This window comes from Gluconacetobacter azotocaptans, from assembly GCF_014174355.1.
GTDB lineage: Bacteria > Pseudomonadota > Alphaproteobacteria > Acetobacterales > Acetobacteraceae > Gluconacetobacter > Gluconacetobacter azotocaptans.
Map to the genome: position 1 here is coordinate 276055 of NZ_JABEQF010000002.1, position 17645 is coordinate 293699.

The 17645-nt window shown below is 66.9% G+C and carries 10 protein-coding genes and 1 pseudogene; 10 read left to right on the top strand and 1 reads right to left on the bottom strand.

All coding sequences use genetic code 11. The features are described from left to right. The first annotated feature begins 45 nt into the window (after positions 1–45). The 9 genes and pseudogenes from HLH34_RS03365 to HLH34_RS03410 form a co-directional block, all read left to right on the top strand. Positions 46–714 (top strand): SGNH/GDSL hydrolase family protein, encoded by a 669-nt coding sequence (locus HLH34_RS03365; RefSeq protein ID WP_183118191.1) that lies wholly within the window; start codon positions 46–48, stop codon positions 712–714. 93 nt (positions 715–807) lie between these two features. Continuing rightward, a complete protein-coding gene (locus HLH34_RS03370; protein ID WP_183118192.1) occupies positions 808–1968 on the top strand; it encodes an acyltransferase family protein in 1161 nt (386 codons plus the stop codon). A gap of 43 nt (positions 1969–2011) precedes the next feature. Next, on the top strand, positions 2012–5866 hold the full coding sequence (locus HLH34_RS03375) for a cellulose biosynthesis protein BcsC (protein ID WP_183118193.1): 3855 nt from the start codon (positions 2012–2014) through the stop codon (positions 5864–5866). Between the two features lie 14 nt (positions 5867–5880). Continuing rightward, positions 5881–7638 (top strand): SGNH/GDSL hydrolase family protein, encoded by a 1758-nt coding sequence (locus HLH34_RS03380; protein ID WP_183118194.1) that lies wholly within the window; start codon positions 5881–5883, stop codon positions 7636–7638. Between the two features lie 186 nt (positions 7639–7824). Next, the gene (locus HLH34_RS03385) at positions 7825–9582 is read left to right on the top strand and encodes a putative bifunctional diguanylate cyclase/phosphodiesterase (protein WP_183118195.1); all 1758 of its coding nucleotides are present in this window, start codon (positions 7825–7827) and stop codon (positions 9580–9582) included. Between the two features lie 693 nt (positions 9583–10275). Then, positions 10276–11487: a TolC family protein gene (locus HLH34_RS03395; RefSeq protein ID WP_183118197.1), complete on the top strand. Its 1212-nt coding sequence runs from the start codon at positions 10276–10278 to the stop codon at positions 11485–11487. Beyond that, positions 11484–12668 (top strand): efflux RND transporter periplasmic adaptor subunit, encoded by a 1185-nt coding sequence (locus tag HLH34_RS03400; RefSeq protein ID WP_183118198.1) that lies wholly within the window; start codon positions 11484–11486, stop codon positions 12666–12668. Before HLH34_RS03395 ends, HLH34_RS03400 begins: the two co-directional genes overlap by 4 nt. Before the next feature lies 1 nt (position 12669). Continuing rightward, on the top strand, positions 12670–15756 hold the full coding sequence (locus tag HLH34_RS03405; protein ID WP_183118199.1) for an efflux RND transporter permease subunit: 3087 nt from the start codon (positions 12670–12672) through the stop codon (positions 15754–15756). 100 nt (positions 15757–15856) lie between these two features. Then, a pseudogene (locus HLH34_RS03410) lies at positions 15857–16276 on the top strand (efflux RND transporter permease subunit); the annotation flags it as partial. 24 nt (positions 16277–16300) lie between these two features. On the opposite strand, the gene HLH34_RS03415 reads toward HLH34_RS03410, so the two are convergent. Continuing rightward, positions 16301–16951 (bottom strand): SCO family protein, encoded by a 651-nt coding sequence (locus HLH34_RS03415; protein WP_183118200.1) that lies wholly within the window; start codon positions 16949–16951, stop codon positions 16301–16303. Between the two features lie 226 nt (positions 16952–17177). Here HLH34_RS03415 and HLH34_RS03420 point away from each other — a divergent pair, with 226 nt between their 5' ends. Continuing rightward, positions 17178–17633, top strand: a complete 456-nt coding sequence (locus HLH34_RS03420; protein WP_220792019.1) for a hypothetical protein — start codon at positions 17178–17180, stop codon at positions 17631–17633. Positions 17634–17645 lie beyond the last annotated feature (12 nt).

Sequence of the window (17645 nt, forward strand, 5' to 3'; positions counted from 1 at the left end):
GGTGAATGCGGTTCGCCGGACATATGTAAATCAGGAGAGTTAAGTATGAGTGCCCTTCTTGCGGGTCTGACGTTGCTGATCATCGGCGACAGCCATGTGACGTTCAAGGACTCGCTTCTATCCATCCTGCCGGACGAATTGACCCGGCAGGGCGCCAAGGTCGTGGCCTACGGCGTCTGTTCGTCGCAGGCGGCCGACTGGGTCGTGCCCAATCCCAACAACGGCTGCGGCGCTGCCCAGCGAATTGATGACGAACCGCTGGGCCCGCCGAACATGCAGCCCGCGTCCCCGCCGCCGATCGCCTCGCTGATCGACAAATGGCATCCGAATGTCGTGATGGTGGTGCTGGGCGACACGATGGCGTCGTACGGACAGGATTCATTTTCCAAGGAGTGGGTCGACCAGCAGGTCAAGACCCTGACCTATACGATCGGCAAGACCGCATGCATCTGGGTCGGTCCGACCTGGGGCCAGTACAGCCCGCGCTACGGCAAGACGGACGCCCGCGCGACCGAGATGGCGAATTTCCTGAAGGGCGAGGTCGCGCCCTGCACCTATATCGACGGCACCGCCCTGATGAAGCCCGGAACGGTCCAGACCATCGACGGCATTCACGCGACGCCGGCCAGCTACAAGACCTGGGGGGACCAGATCATTCAGGCGACCGTCCCGCTGCTGCAAAAGGTGAAGGACAGTGGAACGCTGACGCCGTAAGGGATCGCGGGTCGTCCGCCCCCGGGCAGGACCGGGCGACCCATCGCCGCCTTGTCGTTTCTCCCCTGATATCGCTACTGACGGAACACCGGTATGCTTGAGCGTTATATGGCCCCCCCTGCGAAGACGTCCTGGACGCAGCTTCTGCAGCGTGAATTCTTCCCCACGGATCGTCGACGCGATATCGACGGGCTGCGGGGGCTGGCCGTTCTCATGGTCGTGCTGTTTCATGCCGGATGGTTGCGCGGCGGCTTTGTCGGCGTCGACATCTTCGTCGTGATATCAGGCTATTTCATGGGCCGGTCGGCGCTCATGCAGCATCCCTTCAAGCCGGTGAATTTCGTCTGCCGTCGCCTCTATCGCCTGTTGCCCGCGCTGCTGTGCATGATCGCGCTGGTGTCGGCCGGCATGCTGTGGTGGCTCCTGCCGAGCGATCGTGCCGATGTCGCCCTCAACGGCGCCTATGCGCTGGTCTACCTGTCGAATATCTGGGCATCAGGGCACGTCGGCTATTTCGAGGGGCAGAGCATCGCCTATCCGTTTCTGCACACATGGTCGCTGTCCCTGGAAATGCAGTTCTATACCATCATTTTCATGATGGCGCTTTTCCTGCCCTTCCTCCGGCACCGCAAATGGGCGATCTCAGCCATCTGCCTGCTGTCGTTCGCCTTCAGCATGGTCAGTCACCTGCACGGCGACACGCAGGGATATTACAATATCTTCGACCGGATGTGGCAGTTTTCGCTGGGGACGATGATCTGGATCCTGCCGCCGCTGCGCCTGTCCAGGGGGGCGGCCACGCTTGTCTTCGCCGCCGCCTATGCCATGCTGATCGGGGCCGCGCTGTTCTACCGGCTGGACTTCGCCTGCCCGTCCTACATGTCCGCCCTCCCGTGCCTGGCCGTCGTTGCGCTGATCATGCTGCCGCAGACGGGGGCCGCGCGGATCGGGCTGGTGCCCCTGTCGCCGGTGGGCGTGATCTCCTATTCGATCTATCTCTGGCATTGGCCGGGAATCGTTGTTGCGAACTACCTGATGGCGTTCCAGGTCCACGGCTGGACGATGGCCGCCGTACTGGGCATCGTCATGGTCGTCAGCCTGTTCAGTTACCTGTTCGTCGAGCGGGTGGGGCTGGAGTACGAGAAGACGGCCCGCCAGGACGTGCGGGTGCGTGGGGCCGGTTTCCTGGTGGGGGCCTGCACAATTCTGGCGCTGGTCCTATTCTCCGTCTCGGCCACGTACCGTGTTCATTAGGCGTCATCGTGGTCCATGTCAGGGCGGGTGGCCCAAGGCTGTCTTGGGGGCGTCGGCCGGTGGCGGCTCGCGGGCGCAGGCATGCGGTGCGACGATCCTGGGCGGGCTGCTCCGCGGGGGGATGGTGCTGGGCGGCCTGGCCCTGGGTACGCCCGCGCTGGCCCAGGACGCGCCGGTGCCGGCTGGTGGCGGCCCGGCCGATGGGGCGGCGGTTGGAAGTCCGCATATCGGATCATCGTCCGACGCGGCGCGGCGCACGCATGCGGAATCCGTGCTGAATCTGGTCCTGGAAGAAGGACATTACTGGATCGACGCACGCCAGCCCGACAGGGCGCTGGGCAGCATCCAGAGGGCGCTCGCCATACAGCCCGACAATGGGGACGCGCTGGCGATGTTGGGGAGCGTCCAGGTCGATAAGGGAGACCTGACCGGCGCCCGCACCACGTTGGACCGCCTGGTCAAGGCGGGCGGCAGTGCGGAGCAGGTGGGGCGCCTGCGCGCAACGCTGCAGTTCGGTCCGGTCGACCCCAAGGGGCTGGAGGAAGCGCGCCGCCTTGCCGGGTCGGGCAATATGCTGGCGGCGATGTTCCGCTACCGGGCCCTGTTTCGCAACGGCGATCCCCCGCCCGGGCTGGCGCTGGAATATTACCGTGTCCTGGGGGGGACCATCCTGGGATATAACGAGGCCCGCACGAAGCTGACGGCACTGGTCGCCAGCAGTCCGCATGATCTGGACGCGCGCCTGGTGCTGGCCCAGATCCTGACCTATCGTGACGTCACGCGCGCGGCCGGACTGGCGCAACTTCGCCAGCTGGCGCTGGGCGATGCCCCGCCGGTCATTCGTGGGCTGGCGGTACAGGCGTGGCGGGATAGTCTGGCGTGGCTGCCGATCATCGGCGCCAGCATCCCGCTGTACATGGAGTGGCTGGCGCTGCACCCCGATGACGCCATGGTCGTCAGCCGGCTGGAGAAGGCGCGGGCAACCAAGGCGACCATCGACGAAGGGAACGATCGGACCGAGGGATATGTCCTGCTGACCCATGGGCGGCTGGACGCGGCCAGCGCGGCGTTCCAGCGCGCCCTGGCCGTCAACCCGCGGGACGCGGACGTGCTGGGCGGGCTGGGCCTGGTGGCACAGCAGCGCCGGCAGCCGGCAGTGGCGCGCGGCTATTTCCGCCGGGCGCTCGCGGCCGATGCGGCGCGCGCCTCGCACTGGCGCGCGGCGATCAAGAGCCTGGACGCGGTCGGCGGAAACGATCCGGAGATCGTCCGGATCACCCATCTGATGGCCGAAGGCCGGTATGACGCGGCGCGTGCCGCCCTGGCCCGTCTGGCGCACCGCCCCCAGACGAGGTTGTCCGTCCTGATGATAGAGGGCGGCCTGGACCGGCGACAGGGGCGCCCCGCCGAGGCCGAGCGGATCTATCGCGAAGTGCTGCGTCGCCGTCCGCATGACGCCGACGCCATGTTCAACCTGGCCGACCTGCTGTTCCAGCGAGGGCAGGAGGACGAGGCCAGGGTCCTGATGGCCCGCCTGGCGACGGAGCGGCCGGCGTTGCTGCCGCGGCTGGAGGCCGCCAACGACCTGGATCGCGCCGCCCATGCCAGGAGCGACGCCGAGCGGATCGGCTTCCTGCGCCAGGCGCGGGACCGGGTGCCGGGCGATCCATGGCTGAGCCTGAACCTGGCGCAGGCCCTGTACCGTGACGGCCGGACGCAAGAGGCCCGGGACATGATGGACGGCCTGACGGGGGACATCCATGCGCCGGCGGCCAATCTTCAGGCCGGGATCATCTTTGCCATGTTCGGTCATGACATCGACCGGGCGGAACAGTTGATCGCCCGTCTGCCGCCCGCGGCGGGCAATGCCGATATGGCGCGAATTATGCGGCAGATCGCCCTGTACCGGCAGATTCGGGCCCTGCCGCCGAACGACATACGTTCGATCCTCGTGCTGGCGGACCAGCCCGACCCCACGGGCGATCGCGCGGCGGTCCTGGTGAACGCGCTGCTGGACAGGCATGAGGTGGGCAGCGCGCGATGGGTCGTGACGCATGAGGCCGCGATTACCCCATCGCCCCAGCCGAATCAGCGGCTGGTCTATGCCGGCTTGTCCCTGCGGCTGCAATCGGTCGGCGACACGCAGCGGTTTCTGGACGAGTACGACCGCCTGGCGCGGGCGCAGGCAACTCCGCCCACGGCGGATGAGGCCCAGGCGCGCGAGGATGTCGCGGTCGGCCTTGCGGTGCTGAAGACCGATCGCCTGATCGGCCACAAACAGCCGGACCAGGCGTACGGCGTCATCGCGCCCGTGGTCGCGGCGCATCCCGATGCCGCGCGGGCATGGCTGGCGCTGGGACGGGTCTACCGGGCGCAGGGCAAATCCGACCTGGCGCTGCGCACCGATCAGGACGCCCTGCGCAGGCGGCCGGACAGCGTGGAGGCGATGGCCGCCGTCGCGCTGGATGCGCTGGCCCTGAACGATCGCCCCCTGGCCCGGGCTATGGCACAGCAACTGACGGCGCGTGCCCCCGACAACCCCGTCACATGGCAGGTGCGCGCCGAAAACAACCGGGTCGAGGGTCGTGACACGCAGCGGCTTGCGGACCTGGAACAGGCGCGCCACCTGCAATGCCGCGCCCCGGCCGACACCGATTGCAGCGCGGAGGCGATCCGGCAGCCGGATTATCGCTGGCCCGATATCGACACCGAGTACGACCCCCAGCGGGGTGCACCCCTGCCGGCGAGCTCTCATTATCTGCCGCAGGACGACCAGACGGCGTCGGTGAACCGGCAGATCGTCTATGTGCGTGACTCGCTCTCGCCGCAGATCGACGCCAATGCCTATGTCAGAAGCCGCCTGGGCACCGGCGGGCTGGGGCAGTTGACCGAACTGGCCTTCCCGATGACGGGAACGTTCCCTTTTTCGGCCTGGCTGCACCGCGTGAGCTTCTCGGTGACGCCCGTCGCGCTGTTCACCGGCGACCCGCTGCGGAACGCCGATACGGCGCGGCAGTTCGGCACCGTTCTGGTCAACGGCGCGCCGGCCTCGGCGTATCATCATGAAGATGTCCAGGGAGTCGGGCTGGACCTTCGCTACGTCAATAACTGGTTCTCGGCCGATGTCGGATCGACCCCGCTGGGTTTCCCGATCGCCAATGTCCTGGGCGGGGTCGAATTTGCGCCGCATCTGACACCCAACCTGACCCTGCGGCTCACCGGGGGCCGCCGCATGGTGACGGACAGCGAATTGTCCTATGCCGGCATGCGGGACCCGGGGACGGGGCGGATCTGGGGCGGGGTGACGCGGCTGAACGGTCATGGCGAGCTGGAGTGGGCAACCCCGGTCTGGAGCCTGTATGCCGGCGGCGGTTTCGCCTATCTCAGCGGAACCCATGTCGCCGACAATACCGAAGTCGAGGCCGGCCTGGGCGGCAGCGCGACGGTCTGGCAGATGGATCAGCGCCAGCGTCTGCGGGTGGGCGTCAACCTGACGTATTTCGGCTACAAGCGGAACAGCTATGACTTTACCTGGGGGCAGGGCGGATATTTCTCGCCGCAATCCTATTATGCTATCATGCCGACGGCCGAATATTCCGGCCATATCGACAGATGGACGTGGTTCCTGCGGGGGGAGGCCGGGTATCAGAATTACCACGATGCCTCCGCGCCGTACTATCCGTTGAACGACGGTCTGCAACAGGCATCCACGACGACGCCGCCCAACAGCTTCGGCAAGCAGGGCGCAAGCGGCGTGGCCGGCACCGGTCGGGCACGGGTGGCCTACCAGGTGAATCCCGAGCTGAGATTGGGCCTGGAAGGCGGATATACCCGCGCCGGAAGCTGGTCGGAGGCCAGCGGCATGCTGCTGCTGCATTATGTGTTCGACGGCCAGTGAAGGAAGACCCCAGTATGTCACTCCCGAAATCCCGTGCGGGGAACAAGGTCGGTCGGCGACAGGCACGGGCCGGCACCGTCGCCCTGCATGCCGCCCTGGCTTGCCTGTCCGTCGCCGGAAGCGGGGCGGCGTACGCGGCGGCGCCGACGTGCCCGCCGGAGGGCGGGCCGCGATCCGGGATTTGCATTCCCGCCGGCGACGCGGCGGCGACCAGCCTCGATCGTGCCCCGACGGTGCGGGACGACGCCGGCGCCGGCTATGTCGAGGGCGATCTGTGGCAGGCACGTGGGCAGGTCTGGCGGGCCGCGTCGGCTCAGGTGGGGGCCGCCCGGTGGGTGGCGCTGAAGACCGGGCGTCCGGGGGATGCCTTCGGTGCGCATACGGTGTTCGCCGGCGGGCCGACGCAGATGGTCACCGGATATTCCGGGCCGGCGCTCGACCTTGCCATCGTGGTCTCCGGCCAGCGGCGCGCGCGCACCATCGCCATTCGTCCGGACGGCACGTTCGACAGCGGCGCGCTCGATGCGGCCCTGGCGGAGAAGGACCCCGGCACGGATGCGACCGTCATGCGGATCTACGACCAGTCCGGTCACGGCAACCACCTGACGGCTGTTTCCGGGCGGGAGGTCGTGCATATCGGCGTCATCCGGATCGCCGGGCGCGAGGCGATTTCGTGGGGCGAGGGAAACGGTCCGGGCGGCTTCGTGATTCCCGGCAGCCTGAAGGTCCCCGCGAACGGTTTCTTCTTCGGCACCACGGGGGTCTATGCCTCGTCCAACACCGCGTCCGGGGCCTTTCCGGTGCCCGTGATGCTGGGGGGGCAGAATGGCGGGCCGGAGTTCAAGATTTTCACCGGCAGCTATACGCTCGACGGGTTCGTACATCTGGCCGATCGGAACAGCCCGGACCAGAAGACCGGCCTGGTTGTGACCAACAGCCCGGCGGCCTTCGGCGTGGCCGCCGGGCCGGGCGGGTATGATCTGATGTCGGGAAACGCCGTCAGTGCCTACCGGGCGGCCGTGCCGTCAGGCGCGCTGGCGGGTGGCTATGTCGGCTATAATGCTGATGGTGGAAGCTGGTATTCGCAGGGGCGCAATACCGGCCAGTGGACGGGCATCGTTATCGCGGACGGCGGTATATCCGACAGCGCCCTGCGCGACTTTCACGCTTCGGCGGCGGCGTCAGGCAATTTCATGCCTCAGCTCAAATCCGTCCTGGTCGCCATCGGCGACAGCCGCACCGAAGGGTATCAGGTCCAGGATGGCATCAACTGGCCCCTGCTGATGCAGCGGAAAGCCCGCTATCAGAGCTACAATTTTGCCGTGGCGGGCGCCACGACCCGCCAGATGCGCGCGGCCCTGCCGGCCGCCGCCGCGGTGGCGCGGGGGGCGGCGGCGCGCGTGGCGGTCGTCTTCGGCGGCTTCAACGATCATCTCGAGACGAATCACATCCCGATGGCCGAGACGATCGCGAATCTCGGAACGATCGTGAAAAGTCTCAAGACATACGGCTTTACCGTCGCGCTGGTGGATGAAACGAACACGGACGGCGCGCTGCGGCAGCCCATCAAGGACGCCGTCCGGAATGGCGCGATTCCCGCGGATATGGAACTGGACCCGTTCGCGGCCGACCAGCCCCTGTACAGCGTGATGAACCGCATGTACTGGCAGGGCGACTATACCCATCCCACCGCCCAGGGGCAGGCGCTGCTGGCGGATGCGATATGGGCGAAGGTCGGGCCGCTGCTGGCAGCCGCGCCGAACGGGAAATGAGGCCGGGACAAGCGGGGTCATGACGGAATTCCTTCCGCTTATGGCCCGCATATCATGGCTTCGGGCACTATTGCGAAAATGAACTGAAATAGCCGTCTGTTTTACATGAAATATACAACGGGCGCCGCGAGGCGCCATTGGCGCGACATCGCCCGGCAGGTGCCCAACGGGTGGGACATAAAAACGATGTCTGAATCCCCCAACGAGTTACCCGACCTGACGTCGCACGATGCCGTCCTTCTGGCGGACGTCGTGGATGATATTCTTATCGTGGCGATGACCGATGCCGATGGTGTGATCACGTATGTGAATGACCGGTTTTGCGATATCAGCAAATACAGCAGGCACGAACTTCTGGGCGCCACGCATGCCATTGTCAATTCGGGCTACCACGATCCCGAATTTTTCCACGACATGTACAAGACCCTTCGGTCAGGACGGACATGGCGCGGCAATATCCGAAACCGGGCGAAGGACGGGTCCTGTTATTGGGTCGCCACGACGATCGTTGCCAGGAGAGGCGGGGATGGCCGGATCGTGGGCTATATCGCGACGCGATTCGATATAACGGAACTGATGCTGACCCGCATGCGGCTTGGAAGCCTCGCCGTGACCGATTCGCTGACCGGCCTTGTGAACCGGGCCGGATTTCACGACAGGATGACCGACGCCCTGCGTCGCGCGGCGATGGGGGACAGTGCCGGGGCATGCCTTGTCATGTTCGACCTGGATGGATTCAAGCATGTCAACGACAACCACGGTCACGATGCCGGCGACAGGGTGCTGCGGACGATCGCGACGCGCCTGACCGGTCTGATCGACCCGGCCGACACGATATGCCGCCTGGGCGGCGACGAATTCGCGCTGATACTTGAAAAAACGGTGCAATCGACAGCACGGGACCTGGTGATGGAGCAGATCCTCGCGACGATCGAACAGCCGGTCGAACTGGGGGCGGGGGCCGTCATGCTGTCGGGTAGCCTGGGTGTCCTGCCGCTGGCCGGATATGACTCGGTCGATGAGGCCCAGAAACATGCAGATCTTGCCTTGTATGCCGCCAAGCGCGCGGGCGGCAGGCAGGTTCGGCTGTTCGGGCCGGACCTGCGCCGGGCCATTGTCACGCGGTCGCAAACGCTGTCCGACGCCAAGCATGGCGTCGCGGCCGACGAGTTCGAAACGTATTTCCAGCCGATTCTGACCTGCAGCACCGGGCAGATCAATGAAGTCGAGGCCCTGCTGCGCTGGCACCATCCTCAGCGGGGCCTGCTGCCCGCATCGTCCTTTGACGACGTCCTGGCGGATTCCCAGTTCATGTCGGCCATTGTCGCACGCACGATGCGATCGCTGGTGTCGGCGCTGCAATGTTTCCGGGAACATGGGATGCCGGTGCATCTGCTGGGAATCAATCTGTCGCGTTTCGATCTTCTGGGGACCGAACTGCAGAAAAGACTTCTTGCCGAGATCGACACGCATGGCCTCGCCACCGGCGATTTCGTCCTAGAAATCTCTTCATGGTCGGTATTTGGCCGCCGTGCCAATCGTGCGACCGATCGCATTCACGAACTGGCGGCGGCAGGGTTCCAGATTGCGATAGACGGTTTCGGTGATGGGCCGACGGATTTTCGGCTGCTGCGTAATCTTCCCGTCTCGCAGATCAAGGTGGCCCAGTGCTTCGCGCGCGGCCTGGCGGACCGGCCCGAGGCGCGTGAGGTGCTCAAGAGCCTGATTGACCTTGGACATGCCTGCGGGATGACAGTCTGCGTCATGGGCATAGAGACCGAGCAGGAGGCTGAAATCGCCATCGACCTCGGCGCGGACCGGCTCCAGGGTTTTCTGGTCTCCTATCCGCTCAGTATTGATGACGCGATTGCCCTGGTGAATGCCTGGCCTGCCCCCGACCGGGGTGCGCCCGGTAAGGAGGGATGGCGGGGTCTCGGAGACTGATTTGACATACGGTCTGTCGAACGAGAGCGCGGGAAACGTGCGTCGGAATTGCCAAGGGGGGCGTATTTCGAATCAGCCGCTCGAACGGATTCCTATCCCCCCAGGTGACGCAGGACCTCCACAAGACCGAAGAGGCCGGCCCACAGGAACAGCGAGAGGACGAAGCCGATACAGATCCCGCGGATCACAGCGTCCCTGGGCGGCTGGCGAGACGCGGGCGGTGGGCCTTCGCGAAGGCCCGGTTCGGCGTCCTGGACGTCCAGAACCGGACGTCGTGTCAGGACCGGGGTCAGTTCCATCAGGTGTCATGTGCTCCGGAAAGTGTCGCCGATGTGACGCGCCCGCGCAGGCAACCGGAAGAATAGTCTGTGGAACTATCGCTCTCAAGTCCGGCGGCACGAACCAGGCCCATGGCAGGTTAGGGGTGCCAGAGGATGCTTCGGATCGGAAAATAATAACGAAGAAAGAATTATATAACGATAGGGAAACGAACGGATAAACGGTAAATTCTTATTTATGGCTCAGACATGCTTTGTCGGGATGGGACGATCTTCCCTGAGATAGGCTTTGTCGCTTGATGGGTGCGGGAATGGTGCCGCAAGCGGGCGATATCCAGGGGTTATGCGGGAATACGGTCTTTTTTCTTCCATTGTCCGACGGGTGTCGGGGGGATTACAGGGCACGCGGCTGGTCATGGCCGCGCTGCTGCCGTTGGCCGGGGGGGGGATCCATCCCGCCGGTGCCTCGTCCCTGCATGAGGCCATTCGTCTGGCCTGGGCCCAGGATCCGTTGCGCCATTCCCTGACGGTCGACAGCCATGCCGCCGGGCGGAACGCGGATGCCGCGCGGTCGTGGTTTCCCGGTGGGCCGGTCGTGTCCGGGCAATATTTCGACGATCATTTCATTGGCAGCAATCAGGGCTATACGACCTATCAGACCGGGGTTTCCGTGCCGTTCTGGCTGCCTGGCCAGGGTACGGCCACCGTCCGGAGCGCCCTGGCCGACCAGGACGTGGCCCGGGCGCATCTGGAAGTGGAACGCATGGCCATCGCCGTTCGGGTGCTGGACCTGGCGACGACCGCCGCGCTGTGCGCCGAGCAGGTCCAGGCACTGGCGGACGAACGGCGGGCACTGGACTCCGTCGAAGGAGTTACGCACCGGCTGCTGTCGGCGGGCGAGGTCTCGGCCGCTGACAGCCACGCCGTCTCGGGCGAGCGGGAGGATGTCGAGAACCAACTGGCGAACGCGCAGGAACAGCTGGCCGACGCGCGCGCCGGGCTGGAGGAACTGACGGGGCGCGACGAGGTTCCGGACCTTTCGGACATTACCGGCCGGACGCTGGTGGCGGCCCATCCGGGCAATCTGGACCTGGCGATCGGGCGCGACCCGCGCCTGCGTCTGGCCCAGGCGCAGGTCGCCGCGGCCCGGGCCAAGGACCGTCTGGTCCAGGCGTCGTTCATGCCCAATCCCGAACTGGGCGTCGATGCGATTCACGAAAAACAATATGGCAGCCCCTGGAACACGCGGGTGGGTGTGCAGGTCAGCGTTCCGCTGCCCAGCGCCGCGCGCAACGTGCCCATGCGGATGCAGGCGGTGCGCGAGATCGCGGCGGCCGAGCGGGACGCGCAGACGGCACAGCGCATGATCCGCGCCGAATATACCCGCACGCGCGTGCGCCTGGCGTCCGCCGTCACGATCCTGGCGCATGCGACGTCCAAGCGGCAGGCCCTGGCGTCGCGGGTGGACGATCTGGAAAAGGCATGGGAGGTCGGCGAGGTGTCGGTCATCGAATATCTGCGGGCGCGGCGTGACGCCCTGGCGGCGCAGCAGCAGGAACGCACGGCCTCGGTCGCCTGGCACAGCGCCATCGCCCGCATCCTGATTTCCGCGGGTTCCACGCCGTGAGATCCTGCCTGAGAACGCTTTTTTCCGGCGCACCGGCCGGCCTTTGCGTCCTGGCGTGCGCCCTCCTGCTGTCCGCGACGGGGGTGGTGCAGGCGTCGGCCGCCGAGCCTGTGGTGACGATTTCCGCCGACGCCCTGAACAGGATGGGAATCGGCACCGCCGTGGCCGTGGCGGGGACCCTGCGCGGTCATGTGACCTGTCCGGCCTATGTGGTGCCCGACGACCGGGCCGTCGTGCGGATCCATGCGGTCGGGCAGGGCCGGATCCTGCAGGTGCGGTCCTATCCCGGACAGGCCGTCTCGGCGGGCCAGGTCCTGATGGAGTACGACGATTATACCCTGACCGACGTCCAGCAGCAGGTCCGCGCCGCCGAGGCCACGCTGGAGGAGGCGCAGGCGACGCGCGACGAGGCCGCGCTGGCGGCCCGGCGGGCCGAAACCCTGCGGGGCGGCGCGCTGGCGACTGGCGAGGTGGAGCGTCGCCGGATGGTGCTGCGCCATGCCCAGGGCGCGGTCCGCGAAAAGCAGGCAATGCTGGACAATACCCGCATGCGGCTGGCGCAGTTTTCCTCGGCCACCGAACGTCCTGACGGCCATCGCTCGCGGATCGTGTCGCCGGTGGCGGGCGTCGTGCGCGTGGTCAACGTGGCGGCGGGCGACAGCGCCGGAGCCGGCCCGCTGCCGCTGGTCGAAATCGACGACCTGTCGTCGGTCTGGGTGGTGTCGCAGGTACTGGACCACGACGCCCGGCAACTGGCGCCGGGGAATCCGCAACTGACCTTCCCGGGCCGCGATGCGGCCGGGCAGATCGAGTCGCGGATCAGCACGATCGACGGCACCGTCGACGTGCAGACCCGCCAGCTTCTGGTGCGCAGCCTGGTCGATAACCGCGCGCGCCGGCTGCGTCCGGGCATGCTGGTCACCACCGCCCTGTTCGGTTCCACACCGGTGTCCGGCGTGGTCGTCCCCGACAGCGCGCTCCAGACCGTCGATGGCCGGCCCGTCATCTTCGTGCGGGTCGCCCCGGAACGCTACGCCGTCCGCGACGTGCGGGTCGGCCCCACCGCCGAGGGGCGGATAGTGGTCACGCAGGGCCTGTCGGCCGGCGAGACCGTCGTCACCCAGGGCAGTTTCGCCCTGAAATCGCAGTTGATGCTCACGCGACCCGACGGCGGGCCGTGACATGAGGCTGATTCATGCCCTGTTGCGCAGCCGCAGCCGCAGCATCGTGCTGGGGCTGGTGGCGCTGTTGACGCTGGCCGGCATTGCCGATCTGCGGACCCTGCCGGTCGAGCCGGTGCCCGATATCTCGCCCACCCAGGTGATGCTGTCGGTGCTGGCGCCCGGCCTGCCGACCGCCGAGGTCGAGAAGCTGGTCACCTTCCCCGTCGAGGTCGCGATGGCCGGCATCCCGGGGATGACGGGCATGCGTTCGGTGTCACGCACCGGCGTCGCCGTCGTCTATCTCCAGTTCGCGAGCGGGTCGGACATCTATCGGGACCGCACCCTGGTATCGCAACGCATGGCCGACGCCCGGTCGCGTATCTTCGTCAACGGGCTGTCGTTCACCATGGGTCCGATGGCCACCGGGATGGGCGAGATCATGCAGTTCCAGCTGCGTGGGCCGAACCTGCCACTGCCGGAACTGAACCGGATCATGACATGGCAGGTCGTGCCGCACATGAAGCTGATCCCCGGGGTGATCGACGTCAACGTCAATGGCGGGGCCGAGGAAACCTTCAAGGTCGCCCTGGATCCCGACCGGCTGCAGCAGTACGGCGTGTCCGTGTCCGACGTGTTCGAGGCGGTGGACAAGGGCAACGCGGCGGCGGGCGGCGCCTGGATCGAGCATAATGACGAACAGCGTGTCGTCGTCGGACGGACGCTCATCGACGACCTGGCCGAATTCGGCGAGATCCAGGTCCGCTCCGGCCCTAATGGCGAGGTCATCCATGTGCGCGACGTCGGCACCGTCTCGCGCGGGGCGCGGCCGCGCCTGGGGGCCGTCACGCGTGACGGGCAGGGCGAGATCGTCAATGCGGTGGTGCTGCTGCAACAGGGCGCCAGCGCCAAGGCCACGCTGACGCGGATCGACGAGGCCTTGCCCGGCATCCGGCGGACCCTGCCAGCCGGCACGTCGCTGGACGTCTATTACAGCCGGGCCGACCTGACGAATTCCACCATCGGCACGGTCAAGGAGAATCTGGCGCTGGGCGCCGTGCTGGTGCTGGTGGTGCTGCTGGTCGTCATCGGGGACTGGCGCGCGTCCGTGGTCATCATCTCGGTCATCCCGTTCGCGCTGATCGCCGCCATGGTGGGCATGCACCATCTGGGCATTTCGGCGAACCTGCTCAGCCTGGGCGCGATCGATTTCGGCATGGTGGTCGACAGTTCGCTGGTCATCGTCGAGAGCGTCATCAGCATGCAGGCCCACCGGCGGGTGTCCATGGGCGAGATGATCGCGACCGCGCTGTCGCAGGTGGTGCGTCCGGTCACCTTCGCGATCCTGGTCATCGTCATGGTCTATCTGCCGATCCTGACCCTGCAGGGGGTCGAGGGACGGATGTTCCGCCCGATGGCCCAGACCGTGATCCTGGCGCTGATCGCGTCGCTGGTCTTCTCGCTGGTCTGCGTGCCGGTGCTGACGCAATTGCTGGTGCGCGTGCCGCAGGGCCATCACGACACCGCCTTCATCCGGTTCTGCCGGCGCTATTACGAACCCGCCTTCGCCTGGTGCACCGCCCATGCCAATGCCGTCATCGGCGTGGCGCTGGCACTGCTGGTCGTCTCGGGGGGGCTTGCGATGCGTCTGGGCGGCGAATTCATTCCTCAGTTGCAGGAAGGCGACCTGGTGGTGACGTCCACCCGCCTGCCTGGGATTTCGCTCGATGCCTCGATCCGGGCCGCGACCGCCATCGAGAAGACCCTGAGCCAGTTTCCCGACATCCAGACGGTCGTCAGCAATACCGGAACGGCGGCCATTCCCACCGACCCCCAGGGCTGGGAACAGACGGACAGCTTCATCCTGTTGAAGCCGCGGGCCGAGTGGAAGACCGCCACGACGCAGGAGGGGCTGGTGCGCGCCTTTACCGCCGCCCTGCGCCGTAACGTGCCCGGGTCGCTGTTTTCGTGGAGCCAACCCATCCAGATGCGCATGGACGACATGCTTTCGGGTGTGCGCTCGCAGATCGCGGTCGGGATCTACGGCGACGATCTGCCGACGCTGGGTCGTCTTGCGGCACAGATTTCGGCGCAGATCGCCGCCATTCCCGGCGCGGCCGACGTGGCGCCGCAGGATGTCGGCACGATCGCGTTCCTGCATATCGACGTCGACCGCACGGCGGCGGCCCGACTGAATGTCGATACGACCGAGGTCATGAACGTCGTCGAGGCGCTGGGCGGGCATATCGGGCCGCCGGTCGTGCTGAACGGCGCGCTGATCCCCACGCAGGTGCGTTTCGCCGATGATGCCGGAAATACGGTGGAGAAGATCCGTAACCTGCCGGTCCTGACACGCAACGACCATGTCGTGCGCCTGTCGCAGGTAGCGTCGGTGGTGCTGGAGGAGGGCCCCGCCGCCATCCGGCGCGACCAGGGGCAGCGGCGGATGATGGTGCAGGCCAATGTGCGCGGCCGCGACCTGGGATCGTTCGTGGCCGAGGCCCAGCGGCGGGTCGCCAGGGTCGCGCTGCCGCATGGCTACCGGATCGAATGGAGCGGCCAGTTCAAGAACATGCAATCCGCCGTGGCGCGCCTGGGCGTCGTCGTGCCGGTGGCGCTGTTCCTGATCTTCTGCCTGCTGACGGTTGCGTTGGGGGAATTGCGTCTGGCCGGGCTGGTCTTCATCAACCTGCCCTTCGCCGCGACAGGCGGCATCATCGCCCTGTACGTCCGGGGCATGCCGTTCAGCGTTTCGGCCGGGATCGGCTTCATCGCCCTGTTCGGCGTCGCCGTCCTGAACGGCGTGGTGCTGGTCAGCTATATCCGCCAGAAGCGCCAGGCAGGCCTGAGCGTGGTTGAAGCCGCGACCAGCGCCGCGAAGGAACGCTTCCGCCCGGTGATGGCGACGGCCACCGTGGCCTGCCTGGGCTTTTTCCCGATGGCCTTTTCCCTCAGCGAGGGGGGCGAGGTCGAAAAACCCCTGGCCACCGTGGTGATCGGCGGCCTGATATCGTGCACCGCCCTGACGCTGCTGGTCCTGCCGTCGCTGTATATGCGCATCGTGGGGGACAAGGCGTCGCGGCGGCGCGAGGCGGGGAAGGCGGGCTGACCCCTGCGCGGCGACGGGGGCCGGTTATGCCCCCTGTCGTCCCGGTTCATGCCGGGCCGGCGGCAGCAGGCGGTGCAGCCGCTGGGCGATGTCCGGGGCGCTGGAATCCACCGGGACAGGCGGCATCATCGCCCTGTACGTCCGGGGCATGCCGTTCAGCGTTTCGGCCGGGATCGGCTTCATCGCCCTGTTCGGCGTCGCCGTCCTGAACGGCGTGGTGCTGGTCAGCTATATCCGCCAGAAGCGCCAGGCAGGCCTGAGCGTGGTTGAAGCCGCGACCAGCGCCGCGAAGGAACGCTTCCGCCCGGTGATGGCGACGGCCACCGTGGCCTGCCTGGGCTTTTTCCCGATGGCCTTTTCCCTCAGCGAGGGGGGCGAGGTCGAAAAACCCCTGGCCACCGTGGTGATCGGCGGCCTGATATCGTGCACCGCCCTGACGCTGCTGGTCCTGCCGTCGCTGTATATGCGCATCGTGGGGGACAAGGCGTCGCGGCGGCGCGAGGCGGGGAAGGCGGGCTGACCCCTGCGCGGCGACGGGGGCCGGTTATGCCCCCTGTCGTCCCGGTTCATGCCGGGCCGGCGGCAGCAGGCGGTGCAGCCGCTGGGCGATGTCCGGGGCGCTGGAATCCACCGGAAACAGCGAGACCAGGCGGTTGTTGCCATCCATCAGGTACAGGACCGAACTGTGGTCCATCAGGTAGCCATCCGCCTGACCCGGCCCGGGGCGCCTGCGGGCCAGGGCGTGGAATGCCGCCAGGGTGCGCCCGATTTCGGCCTCGGTACCGGTCAGGCCGACGATCCGGGGCGAGAAGGACGTGACATAGCGATGCACGACGGCGGGCGTGTCACGCGCCGGATCGACCGAGATGAACAGTGGCACGATCTCGTCCTGTCGCGGCCCCAGTTCGGCCAGCGCCGCCGTCACGGTGGCGAGGGTGAGCGGACAGACGTCGATACAATGGGTATAGCCGAAATAGATCAGGGTATATCTGCCCCTGAACATGGCCTGTGACACCGTGCGGCCCCGATCGTCCACCAGGGTGTAGTCGCCGCCGATGCGGGCGTGCGGCAGCAGGCCGGCAACCGTCCGATACAACGCGGCCCCGCCCAGCAGCACGGCCGCGACTGCGGCGATCGCCCAGCGGGCGCGCCGGTCCTGCGCCCGTATCCTGTCCTGCTGCGTGCCGCGTGCCATGGCGTTTTCATATCCCGGTTCCGCCGATCTTCACAACGCGGCGGATGCGTATCGGCAAGGATCTGGCCCGCGATACCTGTCATGGTGCGTGATCCGCCGTGCGCATTCCCGACCCGACGTCTCCGTTGCGGCAATGCCCCGGGCCGGGCTATGCCCTCGGCCTGCCCATTTATCCGTCTCTGTGCCGAACCTGTCGGCCGGACACTGTCTCGTCGCCGGAGCCCTCATGACGTCGCCGCCGCCTGCCGTCCCGCCCCCTTGCGCCTCGGATGAGGCGATTGCCGCAATCGGTTGCGGGCTGCTGGACCGTACCCTGCCGAAGGAGGCATGGACCCATGCCGCCCACTTCGCCGCCACGTTCTGGCTTCTGCGGACGCGGCCCGGGATGGATCTGCCGCGCGAGATGCCCGACCTGATTCGTGCCTACAATCTGGCGCTCGGTGGGGAGAATACCGACACCAGCGGGTACCACGAAACGATCACCCAGGCCTCGATCCGTGCCGCACGCGCCATACTGGCCGAGGACCCGTCGCGCCCGCTTTGGGCCACCTGCGACGCGCTGATGACCTCGCCGTTCGGCCGCAGCGACTGGCTGCTGACCTACTGGACGCGGCCGGTGCTGTTCTCGGTCGCCGCGCGGCGGGGGTGGTGCGCGCCTGATATTCGCGACCTGCCCTTCTGACGGTCGCGCCGC